The sequence below is a fragment of the Proteus sp. fly-1067 genome, from assembly GCF_040139345.1.
In the GTDB taxonomy this organism is placed as follows: domain Bacteria; phylum Pseudomonadota; class Gammaproteobacteria; order Enterobacterales; family Enterobacteriaceae; genus Proteus; species Proteus vulgaris_B.
On record NZ_JBEEUL010000001.1, the window covers coordinates 600,447 to 616,980 of the forward strand.

Annotated in this window: 17 protein-coding genes and 1 pseudogene; 13 read left to right on the top strand and 5 right to left on the bottom strand. The window is 33.1% G+C overall.

Features of this window, described 5'->3' with window-relative positions; genetic code table 11:
• The first annotated feature begins 485 nt into the window (after positions 1 to 485).
• The 4 genes from ABN217_RS02780 (at position 486) to ABN217_RS02795 (ending at position 2,919) form a co-directional block, all read left to right on the top strand.
• Positions 486 to 950 (top strand): GNAT family protein, encoded by a 465-nt coding sequence (locus ABN217_RS02780; RefSeq protein WP_349439020.1) that lies wholly within the window; start codon positions 486 to 488, stop codon positions 948 to 950.
• A 22-nt stretch (positions 951 to 972) separates the two neighbouring features.
• On the top strand, positions 973 to 1,554 hold the full coding sequence (locus tag ABN217_RS02785) for a hypothetical protein (protein WP_349439018.1): 582 nt from the start codon (positions 973 to 975) through the stop codon (positions 1,552 to 1,554).
• Positions 1,532 to 1,906: an ASCH domain-containing protein gene (locus tag ABN217_RS02790; RefSeq protein ID WP_349439017.1), complete on the top strand. Its 375-nt coding sequence runs from the start codon at positions 1,532 to 1,534 to the stop codon at positions 1,904 to 1,906. The genes ABN217_RS02785 and ABN217_RS02790 overlap by 23 nt, the downstream gene beginning before the upstream one ends.
• A gap of 611 nt (positions 1,907 to 2,517) precedes the next feature.
• Positions 2,518 to 2,919, top strand: a complete 402-nt coding sequence (locus ABN217_RS02795; RefSeq protein ID WP_349439015.1) for an ASCH domain-containing protein — start codon at positions 2,518 to 2,520, stop codon at positions 2,917 to 2,919.
• A 434-nt stretch (positions 2,920 to 3,353) separates the two neighbouring features.
• Here ABN217_RS02795 and ABN217_RS02800 read toward each other — a convergent pair.
• Positions 3,354 to 3,632 (bottom strand): annotated as a pseudogene (locus tag ABN217_RS02800) (phage portal protein); the annotation flags it as partial.
• A 35-nt stretch (positions 3,633 to 3,667) separates the two neighbouring features.
• Between ABN217_RS02800 and ABN217_RS02805 the strand changes: the two are divergent.
• The 5 genes from ABN217_RS02805 to ABN217_RS02825 all read left to right on the top strand — a co-directional run bounded on the left by ABN217_RS02805 (position 3,668) and on the right by ABN217_RS02825 (position 7,326).
• Positions 3,668 to 3,988, top strand: a complete 321-nt coding sequence (locus ABN217_RS02805; RefSeq protein WP_502929683.1) for a phage tail protein — start codon at positions 3,668 to 3,670, stop codon at positions 3,986 to 3,988.
• Positions 3,988 to 5,085: a phage late control D family protein gene (locus ABN217_RS02810; RefSeq protein WP_349439014.1), complete on the top strand. Its 1,098-nt coding sequence runs from the start codon at positions 3,988 to 3,990 to the stop codon at positions 5,083 to 5,085. The genes ABN217_RS02805 and ABN217_RS02810 overlap by 1 nt, the downstream gene beginning before the upstream one ends.
• Positions 5,086 to 5,137: 52 nt before the next feature.
• Complete coding sequence (locus ABN217_RS02815; RefSeq protein WP_349439012.1) at positions 5,138 to 5,356, top strand: ogr/Delta-like zinc finger family protein; 219 nt, start codon at positions 5,138 to 5,140, stop codon at positions 5,354 to 5,356.
• Between the two features lie 155 nt (positions 5,357 to 5,511).
• On the top strand, positions 5,512 to 5,994 hold the full coding sequence (locus ABN217_RS02820; RefSeq protein ID WP_349439004.1) for a hypothetical protein: 483 nt from the start codon (positions 5,512 to 5,514) through the stop codon (positions 5,992 to 5,994).
• A 339-nt stretch (positions 5,995 to 6,333) separates the two neighbouring features.
• Positions 6,334 to 7,326 carry an alpha/beta hydrolase family protein gene (locus tag ABN217_RS02825; RefSeq protein ID WP_196552975.1) on the top strand — a complete coding sequence of 331 codons (993 nt, stop codon included), beginning with the start codon at positions 6,334 to 6,336 and terminating at the stop codon, positions 7,324 to 7,326.
• A gap of 94 nt (positions 7,327 to 7,420) precedes the next feature.
• Here the strand turns inward: ABN217_RS02825 and catA are convergent, their stop codons facing one another.
• Complete coding sequence (gene catA / locus ABN217_RS02830) at positions 7,421 to 8,062, bottom strand: type A chloramphenicol O-acetyltransferase (RefSeq protein ID WP_349459028.1); 642 nt, start codon at positions 8,060 to 8,062, stop codon at positions 7,421 to 7,423.
• 258 nt (positions 8,063 to 8,320) lie between these two features.
• Between catA and ABN217_RS02835 the strand changes: the two genes are divergently transcribed.
• Positions 8,321 to 8,803, top strand: coding sequence for a hypothetical protein (locus tag ABN217_RS02835; protein WP_340896581.1), 483 nt, complete (start codon positions 8,321 to 8,323; stop codon positions 8,801 to 8,803).
• Positions 8,804 to 8,891: 88 nt separating this feature from the next.
• Here the strand turns inward: ABN217_RS02835 and ABN217_RS02840 are convergent, their stop codons facing one another.
• The 3 genes from ABN217_RS02840 to ABN217_RS02850 are packed head-to-tail and all read right to left on the bottom strand — an operon-like array spanning position 8,892 to position 13,373.
• Complete coding sequence (locus ABN217_RS02840) at positions 8,892 to 11,405, bottom strand: PEP/pyruvate-binding domain-containing protein (RefSeq protein WP_349459029.1); 2,514 nt, start codon at positions 11,403 to 11,405, stop codon at positions 8,892 to 8,894.
• The gene (locus ABN217_RS02845) at positions 11,389 to 12,270 is read right to left on the bottom strand and encodes a phosphatase PAP2 family protein (protein WP_196552978.1); all 882 of its coding nucleotides are present in this window, start codon (positions 12,268 to 12,270) and stop codon (positions 11,389 to 11,391) included. The genes ABN217_RS02840 and ABN217_RS02845 overlap by 17 nt, the downstream gene beginning before the upstream one ends.
• A complete protein-coding gene (locus tag ABN217_RS02850) occupies positions 12,264 to 13,373 on the bottom strand; it encodes a lysophospholipid acyltransferase family protein (RefSeq protein WP_349459030.1) in 1,110 nt (369 codons plus the stop codon). The genes ABN217_RS02845 and ABN217_RS02850 overlap by 7 nt, the downstream gene beginning before the upstream one ends.
• Before the next feature lie 145 nt (positions 13,374 to 13,518).
• On the opposite strand from ABN217_RS02850, the gene ABN217_RS02855 reads away from it, so the two are divergent.
• The 3 genes from ABN217_RS02855 (at position 13,519) to ABN217_RS02865 (ending at position 16,480) form a co-directional block, all read left to right on the top strand.
• Positions 13,519 to 14,010: a GNAT family N-acetyltransferase gene (locus tag ABN217_RS02855; RefSeq protein WP_349459113.1), complete on the top strand. Its 492-nt coding sequence runs from the start codon at positions 13,519 to 13,521 to the stop codon at positions 14,008 to 14,010.
• A 185-nt stretch (positions 14,011 to 14,195) separates the two neighbouring features.
• Complete coding sequence (locus ABN217_RS02860; protein WP_349459031.1) at positions 14,196 to 15,104, top strand: AEC family transporter; 909 nt, start codon at positions 14,196 to 14,198, stop codon at positions 15,102 to 15,104.
• A gap of 113 nt (positions 15,105 to 15,217) precedes the next feature.
• Positions 15,218 to 16,480 (top strand): hypothetical protein, encoded by a 1,263-nt coding sequence (locus ABN217_RS02865; RefSeq protein ID WP_349459032.1) that lies wholly within the window; start codon positions 15,218 to 15,220, stop codon positions 16,478 to 16,480.
• The last annotated feature ends 54 nt before the right edge of the window (positions 16,481 to 16,534 follow it).

The following is a 16,534-nucleotide window of genomic DNA, read 5'->3' on the forward strand; positions in this document are numbered from 1 at the left end:
TTAAGTGTCTTTTATATAAATAGAAAATTAGTGGGAGGGGTTCGGAAAGCGGTTACAATGGTTACAAAATTAAAATAGGCTTATATCTTATTGATTAAACGTAGAAATATAGGAATTAGGAAAGGTTACAAATGAGTTACTTTGTAGTTACGTGTAACCGTTTAAAGAGGTTACAAATAAAAAATATAACTTATTGTTTTATAAGGATGTAACTTTTTAACCCCTGTTTTGTAACCCGTTGTAACCTGTAAAAAGTTACAACAGAGTTTTTTGTAATTAGTGAGTTAGAGGTGGTTTTTGTAGGGTGTAACCATTGTAACCGGTTTCCGAGAGGGGGGATATAAATAATAGTTTCAATTAATTATTGTCTATTTCACTTCGTAAAATCGAGATAATCATGTTCATGAATAAAATTTAAGTATTGTGAGTACGATCATTTACATTCTACTAAATGTGAATAATATGAGCATATTTAAGGGGGGGGTATGGCATTAGTCGAAAAATTATTTTCATCAATAGATTTAAGCGATCCATTTTTTGATTCACTGAAAAGTGATTATCCGGAGTTTGAAAATTGGTTTAATAAAAAAAGAGACCATAATGCTATTGTCTCTATTAATGACTCCGGAAGAATCGATGGTTTTCTATACTTAAAAGAAGAAGATGAATCTTTAGATGATATGGAGCCTAGTTTTCCTAAAGAGCAAAGATTGAAATGTGGAACATTCAAAATTGATGGGCATGGTACAAGGCTCGGAGAGCGTTTTGTTTCAAAGTTAATCAATTATGCTCTTAAAAAAAGAATAAATACCATATATGTGACCATCTTTGATAAGCATGAAGGCTTAATTAGGCTTTTAACATCTGTTGGATTTGAGTTACGTTCAAGAAAGTTAAAGGAAACACCGAGTGGTAGAGAAGGTGTATATTTTAAACAAGTTACTGAATGATATTAGAAAAGGAATTGATAATATGTCTAGTTCGTTTCCTCGAATCAGATTAAATAGTCGAAATTTTTTGCTAAGTATTTATCCTGAGTTTCATACAAAATTATTTCCAGAATCAAAGTTGAATAATGAAGATGAGTCGATTATCCAAGATACTGTTTATGCGAATAGTGTAACTAAAGTATATATAACAGGAATGAGAGGTATTGATAATTTACGTATCGGCGATAACTTATTAATTTATAGAACAACTGATGGCGCGGGACCTGCAAGATTTCGCTCTGTTGCAACGTCAGTTTGTGTAGTTGCTGATATGAAGAATATTAATGAATTTTCAAGCCTTCAAGAGTTTAAAAATTATTGTGGGCAGAATACAATTTTTGAAGAACATCAACTAGATGATTTCTATCAAACAAAAAGATATCCATTTATTATCAAGTTTAGATATCATTTTTCTTTGGAGAAAAGGGTAATACTCAATGACATCGTAGATATTACAGGCTACGATATACAGGGTACGTATTGGGGGTTTGTCCCGTTGAACAATGCTCATTTTAGACAGATTTTAGAAACAGGACAGGTAAATGAAGGTCTTATTATCGATTAAGCCAGAGTATGCAGAATTAATTTTATCTGGTGAAAAAAAATTTGAATTCAGGAAGGTTTTGTTTAAAAATCAGGATGTTAAAATTGTTGTGATTTATGCTAGCCATCCTGTTGGTAGAATTATTGGTGAATTCGAAATTGATGAAATAATATCCTCCTCCCCTGTAGATATATGGAAAAAAACTGAAAAATTTGCAGGAATAAGCAAAGCATTTTTTGAGAAATATTTTCACGAAAAGGTTACGGCTTTTGCAATAAAAGTGAAAAACCCAAAGCGCTATAAAAATCCGATGCTTATAAGTGATTTTTTACCTGGAACTAAGATGCCACCACAGTCATTTAGGTACATCTAAAAAATGAGCACTTAGTGCTCATTTCTTTACTTCAAATAAATATCATTTATAAAGTTATTAAAATGATTTATATCATCAGAGTTAATTATTTCCAACCTAATGTTATCAGTTTTTGATACTTCTATAGCATTTTATCTTTCTTTTTTAATTAGCTCATCTAATGAAAATTAGATTTCAGCATTCCTTCGTTTAAATCTTTCTTTGATTATATCGGCATTATTTTCCAATAAAACTATTGCTGATAGTTCCATTTTTTTGTAAATAGAATGGTCGAGTTTCATTATTTCATTGTTTCATCGTTTTTATTAATTAAATAGAAATGACCATCTAGCAAAATATTTTTTTATGGTTATATTTTTCTAATTCGTGCAAAAGCGCTGATTGATTTTCTTCTGGGGTTAAAGCAATTTTTTTGTTATCGCCAATTTTTTTGGCGAACCTGTGATATTCATTCACTTGAGCTTAAGTGAATGAAATTATTGTTTGATTTTACAAATTTATCACATAAAAAACTTTTCTCTACCCCATGAACGCCTGAAATAAATATTTTCATTAATGTTTATTTCCTTATGTTAGAATATAAAATATTTATTTTATATAGGGGAGGGGTAATGTCAATATATATAAATGCATTATCTATCGTATACCCAGCAGTTACTAATATAATCGAAAAAAAGAAAAACGTAGAAATTAGGTCTTGGTACCCACAAGAATTACCTTTATATAATTTATTGTTGGTAGAGAATAATATATATCTTAATAATGATGATGATATGGATATGAATGCTACTGCTATTGCTATAGTTGATGTGTTTTCAGTGAAAAGATGGACATTACATGACTTTATAAATCAAACTGAAGAGGTAACGCTAAATAGAGTATGGAAAGACAACTATTATATGTGGGATATAGGTAATGTCCGGATTTTAAAAAGATCTTTTAAATGTTATGCGAAGAAAGGTATATATCAATTAGAAATAAATAAGCCTGAGCTATTACAATATAAAATGTAAATAACCTCACAATTTCGCATAAAATTGCACAAATTTAACGTTAACCAATTTGCTACTCTGCACCTTTACTGGCGTGGCTTGCTATCATCGGCACAATTGCACAAAAATATCCCCCTTTAGTGCGCGGGCGTGGCGGGGTCACGATTGCGTTTTGAGGGAGTTAAAAACATTATTTCTCGCAAATTTCCAGCGCGTAGAGCGATTAAAGCAAGAAAAAGTTATCTAGGTGTCAAATAAATTACATGCGCTTAAAATGGATTGTAGGCGAATTTAATACAGGTTTGAGAGGGTGAAAATTAGGCGGATTCGCCTTATCAGGATGTAAACGGTATAATAGAATTGGGTTACTATTATTATTAGTCAGACCGATACTTATATCTTACAGGTAAAAAAATACCGCCAGTGTCGGCGGTATTGTTCTTTATGCGGTGAGGTTACTCATCATCTAGCGTGTACTTATCAAACTTAATCACTTCTTCACCTAGCCAATCATTAATCTGTAATATCTTGCTTTGCAGTGGCGCCAACTCATTACGAAAGAAAACCTTTGCCGCTTTTTCTACGTCACCAAAGCCACCGGTATTCTGTGGAATGATCCCCATCATTTGAGGCGGTACACGGTGTGCCGCTAACATATCGTCACGGCTAACATTCTTGATATTGAGAAATTCATCTTTCGCCGCAATCTCACTGAGTGGAATAACTTGTACGCCGACCGGCACAACAATTTATTGGCCCTGATACTGATGTGATCACTTTATCGGGAGCGCTTTATCCCTCATTAACCGGCGGTAAAGTGTCGTTGTTGGCATTGGAATTAATGGCGGATAGTGGTAAAGCGTGGTCGTTTATTGATGGTACGGGCACCATTCACGGCATGTTTGTGATCACCGATTTACAACGCACTCACACCGAATTTTTCCAAGACGGTGCCGCAAGAAAAATTGATTTCTCTCTGACATTAAAACGGGTGGATGACTCCATCAGTCAGATGTTGGGAGATTTAAGCGACCAATTAGGCATGATGGCCAATGGTGCCGGTGAAGCAATGAAAGGGGTTTTATCATAATGTTGCCAGAAATGATCACCGGTAAAAGTAGCACGCCGGCTTTTGTGTTAATCGCTGGTGATGAAGATATCAGTGCCAAAATTCAAGGGCGATTAATTTCGCTTTCATTAACGGACAATCGAGGCTTTGAAGCTGACCGGCTTGATATTGAGTTAGATGATTCTGACAGCGCGTTAATGATGCCAAAGCGGGGTGAGGTATTAACTTTACATCTTGGTTGGCAAGGTGAAAACCTTATTCATAAAGGCTCGTTTACGGTCGATGAGATAGAGCATTCAGGTGTACCGGATAAAATGACATTACGCGCTCGTAGTGCCGACTTTAGGGCAACGCTGAATGTTCGCCGTGAAATGTCGTACCATCAAAAAATATTAGGCGATATCGTCAGAACCATTGCAGGGCGTAATAATGTCACGGCGGTGGTTGATCCTGGTCTTGATACGGTGAAGATTGAACATATCGACCAGACCAATGAGTCAGACGGCAGTTTTTTAACGCGTTTAGGGCAATTGAACGGTGCCACCGCCTGTGTTAAAAACGGTAATTTGCTGTTTATGGTGCAAGGGAGCAATACCACCGCTAGCGGTCAAGCATTACCGTTAGTACAAATCACCCGTAGTGTGGGGGATGGGCACCGTTTTTCATTGGTAGATAGAGGCGCTTATACCGGTGTCACCGCCAATTATTTAAACACTCGTAAACCGCAAGAGAAAACACAATCACAAATTCGGCGCAGAAAACCAACTACTGATAAACCGAAAAAAGAAGAAGAGAAACAAGGGGAGTATCTTGTTGGTGAAGAAGGTAATGTGATGGTGTTGTCTCACACTTACGCGAGTAAAACCAATGCCGAACGCGCCGCTAAAGCCGCATGGGAAAAAATACAGCGAGGCGTTGCTTCATTTAGTATTACCCTTGCGAAAGGGCGTGCAGATCTCTTTCCTGAATTACCGGTACAAGTCAGCGGTTTTAAACCTGAGATTGATGAAGCCTATTGGACGTTGGTTACGGTGAGTCATTCACTGAACAATAGCGGGTTTACCACCTCGTTAGAATTAGAAGTCAAAAGCAGTGAGATAGATATGGATAAGGAATAGTGCCTGTGTATAATTACAGGTAATTTCCACATCATAAAGAGGTAACCCGTTTATGATGATTTGTCCTGTTTGTGGTCATGCCGCGCATACTCGTAGTAGTCAGCAAATATCTTCCGATACCAAAGAACGTTATAACCAGTGCCAGAATATAAATTGTGGCGCAACGTTCGTCAGCCATGAAACCGTAACACGGTTTATTTCAAAACCTCAATTGATTGAACGGGTAGAGCCGCATATTGATAAGTGTTGTCAGCAGGTGTTGGGGATTTGATGAGGATGTATGAAAGATACTAAGTATGACGGTATTTTTTCTTCTCATATTAATTATTGTAATTTTTTCATATTCATCTAATTTTGAGGTATCTATTGAAAAGATTCTTTTAATAAGAACATATTCTATATTTATCTCGGTTTATGGAGTGTTTTATGTACAAAAAACATATTTTAGCGTTATCTGGTACTAGTAACTCAGGGAAAACGACAACGATAAAAGTAATACACAAAAAATTACTTAAACATTTTGAAGGTCATTGCATAGAAACTAATTATCTAAGTAAAAGGGCAACCACTGAAATTTTGCGTATTATTCAAATAGATGAATTTAAGATTGGAATAGTAAGTAAGGGTGATCCTATGGATATATCAGATCCTACATGCCTTAAAAATAGTTTAGCCTTTCTTATGAAAAAAGGATGTCATTTAATTATTTGTGCATGTAGAACTAAAGGAAAAACGGTTGAATACATTCTGGAATGTAAGCCAAAATATGCATCTATATTCTATGATAAAAATAAAGAAGCTACTGAACTAAAGGAAGATAAATGGAAGGAGGTTGCAAATAAAGTATTTGATAAAACGATTTGTTTTTATAAAAAATTTGTTGAAGAGAATAATAAACTTAAGAATTAACTTAATAAATAGTTTTTTATAAAAAGCCAGTCAATTTGAACTGCACCCCAAAATGTGGTCAACATGTGGACATTGACGCTGATTAAATCCTTTTATATCAATCTATTAAAGTAGTATAAAAAGCCTCACTTAGCGCCTTTGATTACTTGATTCGCACGAGTGCAAAATAAGTAAACTAGACTTAAAAATTAACTATCTTGCATTGTCAAAAGCATCTCAATTGAGATGCTTTTTTTCTGCCTTGACTTGTTGATTTATCGAAAAATCTCTATTCATAAACCTCAAACAACCTATGCTATTATCTCATAACTTAAATAATCTATAGGGAAGTTGATTGATATGAATATAAAAATTATGAGTTTTAAACAAATTGTTCCTGCAATTCTTTTTTCTTTAGCGAGTATTAGCTCTTTTTCTGTTAATGCAGATCTCGAAGTTCGTGATGAAACTTTATTTGAAGCACATCAGCGTTTTAAAACCGTAATTATAAATGACAGTTTTGATAATATTGATCCACCTTGGGAAGCGCCACCAGAAATATTTAATGTTATTAAATATCCAGCTAAACCTGGTGATATGTATGCTTATTTAACACCACCCCCTACAGATAAAAAAACGAAATTACCTGCCGTGATCTGGTTAAATGGAGGCTATGGTGGAATAGGGGGAGATGACTATTTTTGGCAACCTAAACCGGTTGATAATGACCAAACGGGGGCTATTTTCCGTGATCCTAATATGGTGCTGATGATCCCATCTTTTCGAGGTGAAAATACCAATCCTGGCCGTTATGAAATGTTCTATGGCGAATTGGAAGATTTAGAATCAGCGAGAGAATATTTAGCATCATTACCTTACATTGACGCTAAACGTATCTATGTCGTCGGTCATAGTACTGGGGGAACACGTGCATTATTAGCGAGTGAATATAGTGATAAATTTAGAGCTGTTTTCTCCTTAGGGGGAATACCTGACCTAAAATTACGTGCTGAAGGTGATATGATCGTTGAGCTACCCTTTGATAGTAATAAAGAAGAAGAATTTAATGTTCGCTCAGTATATCGCTATATTAAATCGATAAAAACTCCAACATTTTACTTTGAAGGACGTGGTTATTTTTGGAATGAGTTTAACGAATTACGTGCAGTGGCAATGGTGAATGATATTCCATTAAAAATCTATAGCATCAAAAATGGGGATCATTTCAATATTATAGTACCTGTTAGTAAGTTAATTAAAGACAAAATTTTATTAGATACTGATACAAATAAAGAAAGCAATATTCGATTTACTAATGAAGAAATAAAATGGATCAATAAACAAGTTAGATAATAATTTAATTTATATTTGAAAAGGTTTATTTTAATAAATCGCTCTTTTATTAAATTGATAAAAGAGCGAATTTCTTATCTAAATTTCAATATGCTCAAACTGAAAAATCATCACATAACTCTTGAAGTTTATTGGCCATTCTTGCTATATGAAGGCCATCGCAAGTAGCATGATGTACTTGAATGGATAATGGTAATAAAAATTTGTCATTTTGTTGAATGAATTTACCCATCGTAAAAATAGGTGGGTAATAGTCTTTCACATTCGCAATATTTAAATTAAAGCCATCAAAACTAATCCATGGGATCATCGAAATACAAAAGTGATTTTCAGGAAAGTTAGGTTTTGCAGATAAGTTAAGATTATTTTTATATTGTTGAAAATCTTGATTATATCCTTGTAAAAAAGTATCGAAATCTTCAATGTATTCACTCCATAACTCTGAAAAGGTTTCAGTTTCTGGATGAAAAATCGTATATGCAGGATTGGTATAATCCCAAATAACCAATTCATCATTCTTTATAGCCATTCTAGATTCAGGATAATAATTAACCGTTTTTGCAATCAAATAGACCATTGCAGGATAAAACTTAAGATTGTTTTTAGTTAATATAGCCTTTAAGGCAGTAATATCTATCTTTGTTGTTAAGCTAAAACCACATTGCAAGTTATGACGGTAATGTAAAAAGTGTTCTTTTCTATTCCATTGTTCTAAATCGATTTTTTTATAATTCATTTTTAAGCCCTTCTTATTAATTTATAAATATGTTTTTTTAACGAAGAAGGGCAAAACGGGTTGTCTGTATAGGCTGCATAATAATTCCTTACGTGTTTTATTATTATAAAAGATAATATAACGTATTATTACACTAATTATTAAATGTTAAAGGTATTTTTTGTGCTGACACTAAATTATAATAACATTGTTTTGGAGAAAGACATTAAGTGTATTATGATAAAAAGGATTACTATTTGAAAAATGAAGGGATTTATGATGCAAGCTAAACTTGCTTATCAATGGAAACAGCAAAGACGTGGAAGGCTCTCTTTTTTAGGTTTAGAAATTGCTTGGTCAATTTTATTTGCTATTGTCGAAAACTTAGTATATCGCTGGTATATATTATATTATCCTGAAAATGCAGATTTAATAATTGAAAATATCTTTTATTATCAATTTTCTTTTACGTCATATGGCTTAATCGAAATCGTATTTTTAATAATACAGATTTACATATTCACTCTGATTTTATCACAACGAGTGAGAGATATTGGTATAAGTTATCCAGTCATCATTTCACTTATTTTTACAGCTAGTCCTATATTATTAATGCCATATTTACTCTTTAATGCGCCAACCATGTTGATGGTGCTTTTTGTTGTTTTATTAATAGGTGGGTTGGTTGCCTTACTTGCACCTTCTGCTTATAAAGTTGATATCGACATTAATAAAGTGCCAGAAGAAAAAGAAAATAATTAGTCAAAAAATGTGTTGTTTGAAACGAGAAAAGCATCTAAAAAGATGCTTTTTCTGTTCAAGGCGTATGGCTCATGATGTTTTCAAAGAATTAAGATAAAATCTCAATGACGCCTTTTTGTCCATCAACTCTGACTCTTTGTCCATTTTTTAATATATTCAATATATTACGAACGCCCATAATGGCAGGTAATCCTAATTCTCTGGCAGTAACAGCACCATGAGATAATGGGCCACCACTTTCGGTAATAATGCCCGATGCGCGATAAAAAAGCGCTGTCCAAGCCGGATTTGTTGTTCTTGCAACTAAAATGGCATTTTGTGGAAACTCGGCAAAATTTTCAGGGCCATGAACAAGATAAACTTCACCTTCAACAATGCCTGCACTTCCAGCTAATCCTTTTAATAGGTGCTCATTTGTATTAAGTTCATCACTGCCATCTTCGCCATAAACCCACTGCGGAGTAACTGATTTTGCTTTTAAATACTCAGCCTTATTTTGGTATATATGATGGCGTAACTTATTCCAAGTCGTAGGATTATCTGCAAGAATTGCTTCAGCTAAAGGTTTTTCATTAGCAAAATAAATATCCATAGGGCAGTCTAAGACACTACGAATAACCAGTCGTTCTCCTAATGCTTTTAATCCGCGACGCATCGGTAAGGCTAATCGTGTTGTTTGATAATGCTCTAAGTCATCAAGTGCAGTATAAACTCGAGCTAATCGAATGATCTCTTGTAAGAAAAAACGTAACTCTTCAGGGGCATCAGAAATAATTGAAAACTCAGTTTCTGATTGTAGAATTTTTTTACCTAATGGAGAGTCTGCTTGCTTATCATCAGCTAAATCTGCCATAGCCTTAATTTGAGTCAACACAATGTGCGGGGCATCCAGCCAAGTTGGATGATACGCATCAAAGTCTAATTCTCGATGACCGTGGTTTGCTAAAAATAAGGAAAATTGCTGGTGAAAATGGGGATCACATTCTTCAATTTCTTGCATAATGTTTTCGGGAACAATAGATGTTATAAGTTCGAGAAGTTTAGGTTGCTGACGAACATAACGAGAAAGAGTCCAAAGTTCTACGTTCACTTGTCCAGTTTTAGTTTCAGACATTGCAATTAAATTATCGAATGCAATATGTGCATATTTTTCCTCTTTAAAAAAGAGTTTTAGCAAGGCCATAAGTGCGGAATAGAGAGAGCGTTGAGTCAATGATATAGCAATATTAGGTAAGAAGTAGTCAGCACCTAATTTATTAATTCTTTGCACATAATCCCATAGTTGGGACAAGTTTTTTTCTTCTAATGGTTCATTCATTAATGCTCCGATTGAGATTAAGTATTTATCTAAATCGCGCATCCAAGTAATAGGTAATTCTTGTACCCAACTAAATTTTTGTGCTATTTCAGGCAAAGATTTTAGTAGGGTAGGTAAATCATTCATCATTGAGGTGGGAAGCCGATTACTATACAAAGAAACCGCATTTTGGTTGCCATAAATATAATAATCTTGCATTCCGAACCATTTACCATTAAATGAAGGAAGCCCCATAAGATTAAGGCTAAAGTTTAATGATGAATGAAAACCTGCTTCACACATATCCCATGTTAATGGCGTGATAGGATTAGGAAATCTTTCTGCTGATTCTTCTCTTGTCCAAATTGGCGCAATTTGTGTCACATTTCGTGATTGTAAAAGCCATAATTTTCCATCATGAAATGCCCACTCTATATCCTGTGGAAAATCAAAATATTTTTCTGCTGAAATAGCTAGTTTAGCCACTTGTTTACACTGTTCAGGTGTTAAGGAAGGTATAGATTGATTTTGAGGTTCGAGAGGTAAAATTTCAGTACCATTATTCACCATCACAATGGCATTTATTTTCTGAGAAATTGTTGTTTGCTTTAATTCTAAACTTTCTCTATCAACGATAAACTCATCTACAGGATCTTCACCTGCAACTACGGTTTCACCTAAACCGAAGGCTGCATTAATTAATACGGTAGAAAGAGAACCTTGAACGGGATCAACAGAAAAAGCAACACCTGCTACTTCTTCTTTTTGAACATCAATCATCCTTTGTAGTACAACAGCCATTGATGCTTGAGTATGCGGTAAATTTAAATGTTGACGATAAAGCATGACGTGAGTATGCCATAAAGAGGCATAACATTGGCGAATAGCGTCTAGTAAATGAGGTAACGTTTTAATTCCTAATAACGTGTCATGCTGGCCAGCAAAAGCTGCTCCGGGCATATCTTCTAATGTTCCGGATGATCGCACGGCCAAAGCGGTATCATTCAACTGAAGGTTATTTAACATTGTACTTAGAGAATGAATTAAACTTTCAGGCATAGGTGTTTGTAAAATAAGATGCTGAATATTATTACTAATTGATTCAATTTCTTGCTTTTTATCTGATAATAAAAGATTAATTTTAGGGAGCAAAGGCGTAATAAATAACTGATAAGCTTGGCAAGAAAGAATTAAACCATCAGGAACAGGCAGTGATTGAATCGTTTTCGCTAAACTTGCACCTTTACCTCCGCTAATAGAAACTTCTGAAGCAATAGGCTCGTTAATTTTATAAATGAGTTCCATATTCGACCTTATTATTTTTACCTGTGATGTAAAGTACCCATAATGCAAGCAAAGCACCGACAATAACATCAATGCCATAATGGTAATGCAAATATACAGTCGCCAAAATCAGCCCTATTAAGATAGGAAATAAACAATAAGCTGTTTTTTGATAACCTGATAAATAGAAAAAACCAACAATATAGAGCGTTATTCCAGTGTGCAATGAAGGAAAAACATCCATTCCTGTAATGCCTTTATCAACGAGATCTGTCAGAAATAAAGTCATGGCACCAGAGTAAACGGGATAGTTAAAATCAGAAGGAAATGCAGAGTAAGGGCCTGCGGCTGGAATAGTAAAGTAACCAATAAATCCAAAAAAATACATCAGCATTAAACCGAAAAAATAGTTTTTAGTCAGTGCGTTATTTCGGCTAAAAAAGAAGAACAGGGCACTACCAATAATTAAAAAATAGAAACTAAAATAGCAAAAAGCAAGGAGTTCACTTAGCCATCCTGATTGTAAAAAAATGGACCATTCGGGTAAGCTTTTTCCAAACCACAAGAATTTATCCAAAGCATATAAAATATCATCAAAACTCCATTGGTATAATCCATAGCGGATTGATTTAAACAAAGGAAAAATAGTCCAACATACAATTAGTTGTAACAAACCTAGCCAATAAAATCGCGAATGACGTGTTGAATGTTGATTTTTATATCCAACAAAAACCAATAAAATCCACAAAAACAAACCTAAGAAAATAGGTGTTAGCATTTCTGTAGCATGAATTAACCAACTGCCATAAGTGCCAAGTCCCCAAATAATAAAGAGTTGTACAGAAAATATATGGTTAAAAAGCATCCTAGCTTTAGTCGTTAACATATTTGAGCGCCTTTCTTCCTTATCAATATGAAGCCGAATAATGCACTGACTAAGCTTATACCAATAAATAGAGGTGAAAAGAATAGGAGCATGACTAAGATTGGAAGCCAAACAGCTGAAGCAATAGCGCCACCTAATATTTTAAAGAAGCTAACGGTATTGCGTGCATCAGCAAAATGAGATGCGATAAATGATGAAAGTAATATTGGGAATAAAATATACATAAATAAAAATGAAATATAACGCCAAATTAAAATAGAAGATTGAGAGGTCTTTTCTATAGTCTTATTGCTATTATCTTCTTGAGATAGATTATTTTGATAATCAATAAAGGATTCAGCATAAGAATATCCTTCTTTATTTTTATTAAAAGCATAGGCTGAAGCTTTTTCAAAAATATCAATCGTTGGGCAATTAACGGAAATTTTATTTAATGCATCAGATACTTCTTTATGAATATTTTGCTCCCATTCTCTGATTGATAAATTATCTTTTTTCGAGTCTATACATATATTTTCTCCAATATAAACTTCAACTTTTGAACTGAATTTGTCAGGCGCGATATAAAACAATCCCATAGGAATAATATCAAAATTAACTCCCTCACTGATTAATGTTCTAATAATTCTTGCCGCTCCTCGTTGATAAGGTAAAGGCTTGAAACCCCACTCACTACTACCTTCTGGAAATAAAAGTAGGTCTCCACCTGCTTTTATATGTGCAATTGCCGCATCTGAAGGGCTTGAAAATATATTTGTATTTATACCTAAACGTTGTCTATCCTTTTTTCTAACGACGGGAATACCCGTAAAAAAAGTCTTCATTATGTAGCTATTTAATAATTGTATTGATGCTAAAGCCTGAGCTCTAGGGAATGCCTTCAAAGCAATGTAACCATCAAAAGCACTGTTCCGATGACTACAAAGAATTAGCTTTGGAAGTGTATTTTTGGTTTGATATCCATTATGGTAAATAAGTGAAATGTTTGAAAAATAGATTTCTCTAATTGAAGTAGATATGAATTGATAATAAAAAGGAAGCTCAGAACCAGCAACAAAAGAGGAGGTTTTTTTTATTTGGGAAGGTAATATTGAATTAGGCATAAGATTTCCTTACATTATTCCTTCTACAAAAACATATCATGCTCTAAAAAAAAGTAACACCAAAAAATTAAAAAATTTAAAATGCACTATTAGAATAGAGTTTTTTACTGGTTTAAGGCTTTTAATTCTAATGAATAAGATGGAAGTGAGTATGATTCAACTTAGACTTGCTGAACCACAGGAAGCAAAACGATTGTGGTATTTACGAAATCAAGCTTTACGATTTGGTTGTGAAAATGTTTATCCAAAAGATATTTTAGCTGCTTGGACTCCCGATGAAATGCCAGATGGATATCGACAAGCTATTATAGATAATCCATTTTATGTAATTGATTATCAAGAATATAATATTCCCGTTGCTTCTGGTTTTTTAGATGTCAAAACAGGTTTTGCTGAAGCCATTTTTACATTACCAGAATATATGGGGAAAGGATTTGCAGGGCTTATTTTAAAACAGTTAAAACATGAAGCAATAAAGAGGGGGCAAAAAAAGCTATTTTTGGATGCAACACCTAACGCAGTAATATTTTATTTAAAACAAGGTTTTAAGGCATTAGAAGAACGTGAGTATTATTCTGATTTAGCGAAAGCAAATTTACATTGTTATCGAATGTACATTGATTTAGATAAGCTTTAGGATTTTATGCTCATAAAAAGAAAGTTTGTACTTAATCATATAAAAATAAAAATGTTATTCTAAAAATGCGATATTAGTATATTTTTATCATATTTTGAGTTGCTTATTGTATTAACAACATAAAATAGCAATCGCTCTGATGTTGCGATATTGTAAAGAATCACGATATCTTTAGGATAAATATTATGCAAAATGTGTTGTTAACGTTATGGCCTTTATTTGCGTTAATTGCGCTAGGTGCAATTTTAAGAAGAAATAAAACGTTCGAGCCTGCTTTTTGGGTTGGGGCTGAAAAATTAAATTATTTTTTACTTTTTCCTGCTTTACTGATCAATAGCCTAGCAAATGCACCTTTATCTGATCCTCAATTACCCCACCTTGCTGGGGCTATTTTTTCTGTGGTCATTATTATCACGCTGTTATGTACTGTATTGAAAAAAATTACGGGTTGGCGTGCAGGGCGTTTTGGTGCAATTGTTCAAGGTAATATTCGGTTTAACACTTATTTAGGTTTAGCGATTGTTGCTGATCTATTTGGTGTTGAAGGATTAGGAATAGCCGCATTAATATTGGCAACGCTAGTTCCATTATCCAATGTCACTTCAGTGCTTTGTTTAACCGCGGGACAAAATGTGACTTTGCGTCAATTAATAGTACCTATCATAAAAAACCCTTTAATCATCTCTTGTGTTATTGGGATCATAATAAATCTATCAGGGATTGGGCTTCCTTTCGGTAGCGATCAGTTTCTTAAGTTGTTAGCTGCAACTAGCTTGCCATTGGGGCTTATTTGTATTGGTGCGGCATTACATTTATCAACACTAAAAGCAGAAAGTAAAATGATTGGTATTAATACTGTTACTCGTTTACTTATTGTGCCAATCATTGCGTATAGTGTTGCTTATTTTTTAGATTTATCTTCATTAGTTATGGTGCTTCTGGTTGTTTTCTTTTCTATTCCAACAGCCCCAACTTCTTATATTTTAACCCGACAGTTAGGGGGGGATTCGGAGCTAATGGCAGGCATCATTACTTCTCAAACTATGCTTGCGGCTATTACCTTACCGATCGTATTAGGTTTTTTAATCCCATAATTTTTAAGGGAATACGACTGATTTAATTTATATTGGATGATTTTTTATAGAATAGTCTCAATAAAAATGTTCTTCTCTTAAATATAAATTTAATTATTTGAGAGGAATTTGCGATGAATGTGAAAATTAATAAAAATGATATTTCCACTTCACAAATATTAAGAATATCACAAGGAAAAGAAATAAAAGATGTTATGTCTTTGTGGGCTAAAATAAAAGATTGGTTTCAATCAAACAAAAGAGAAAAAGCTCTAAAAATAATTGAAAATATTGTATCTAAGGCACAATCTGATGATAAGAACCATTTTAAAATGGCATATCATATTTTAATGTTAAAAGCGATGTCCTCGGATGCATATAAAGAAAGAATAAAAATTTCTATTGATGATAGTTTAGATAATCATAATAATATTACTATTTTAATTGATGATTATAATATTTTTATAAAGGATGTAGATAATGAGCAGCTTAGTAAAATATCAAAAATAATTAATATATTTAATCGACATTCATCAGTTTTTTCCAATGAAATCGCATTAAAATGTCTATATGAAAAATTAGATCAAAATGAGAGTGAAAGTAAGGATAATGATCGGATTTTTGCTGAATTATATCTTGAATTAGATAAAAAAATAAGTTCTGGTGAAATAGATTTAGCGCTTAATAAAAGTAATTTTAATCAAGTTGATTTTTATGCAATAAGCGGGCTTGTAAACAAAGCAATCGATAAAAATGATACTAATTTAGATATAAAAAAGGCACTCAGAAAAGATATAAATAGAGATACTTATATTGTCAATGGTGAAAAAATAAAAAGCAAAAATCAAGAAGAGGCAATGCAACAATTTGAATCTTTAATACAAAATTTATCAGAGAAAAATAAAAAAGCAATCTACTATTTACTAAATCAAGAAGGTATCACCTTAATTAAATCATATAATACCGCTCTTGATTACTACACATTGACAACATCTTTTTCAGGCGATGATATTGTTAAGCAAGAAAAAGTTTATAGCATAAAGAGTCTTTCTAATAATCTGATAGAAGTAAAAATAAAATATTTAAAAAAAAGTAGCGATAAAAAAAATCATAATATTATCTTAGCTAAACCATATGAAAGTAAGTTATATAATTTTATATATGATATGGTAGTTACTAATAATAACCTCGAGCCAAATGATGATAAGCGCTTAAATAAAAAGATCCAAGAGATAAAAAAACAACTAAATGAGAAAGAACTCAACCTAGGCGAGAAGTTCCTAGATCTATTGTATCGAGATAAAATAATTAATGAAGATAGTATTGATATTACGCTAAAACTAAATAAAGGAGAGTTAGTCTCTTTAGATGGAGAATGCACATATAGATTTTATTAATCTTATCCTTTGGTCAAAACAGAGCTTCTTGCTATTATGGTTATAAAATCAATA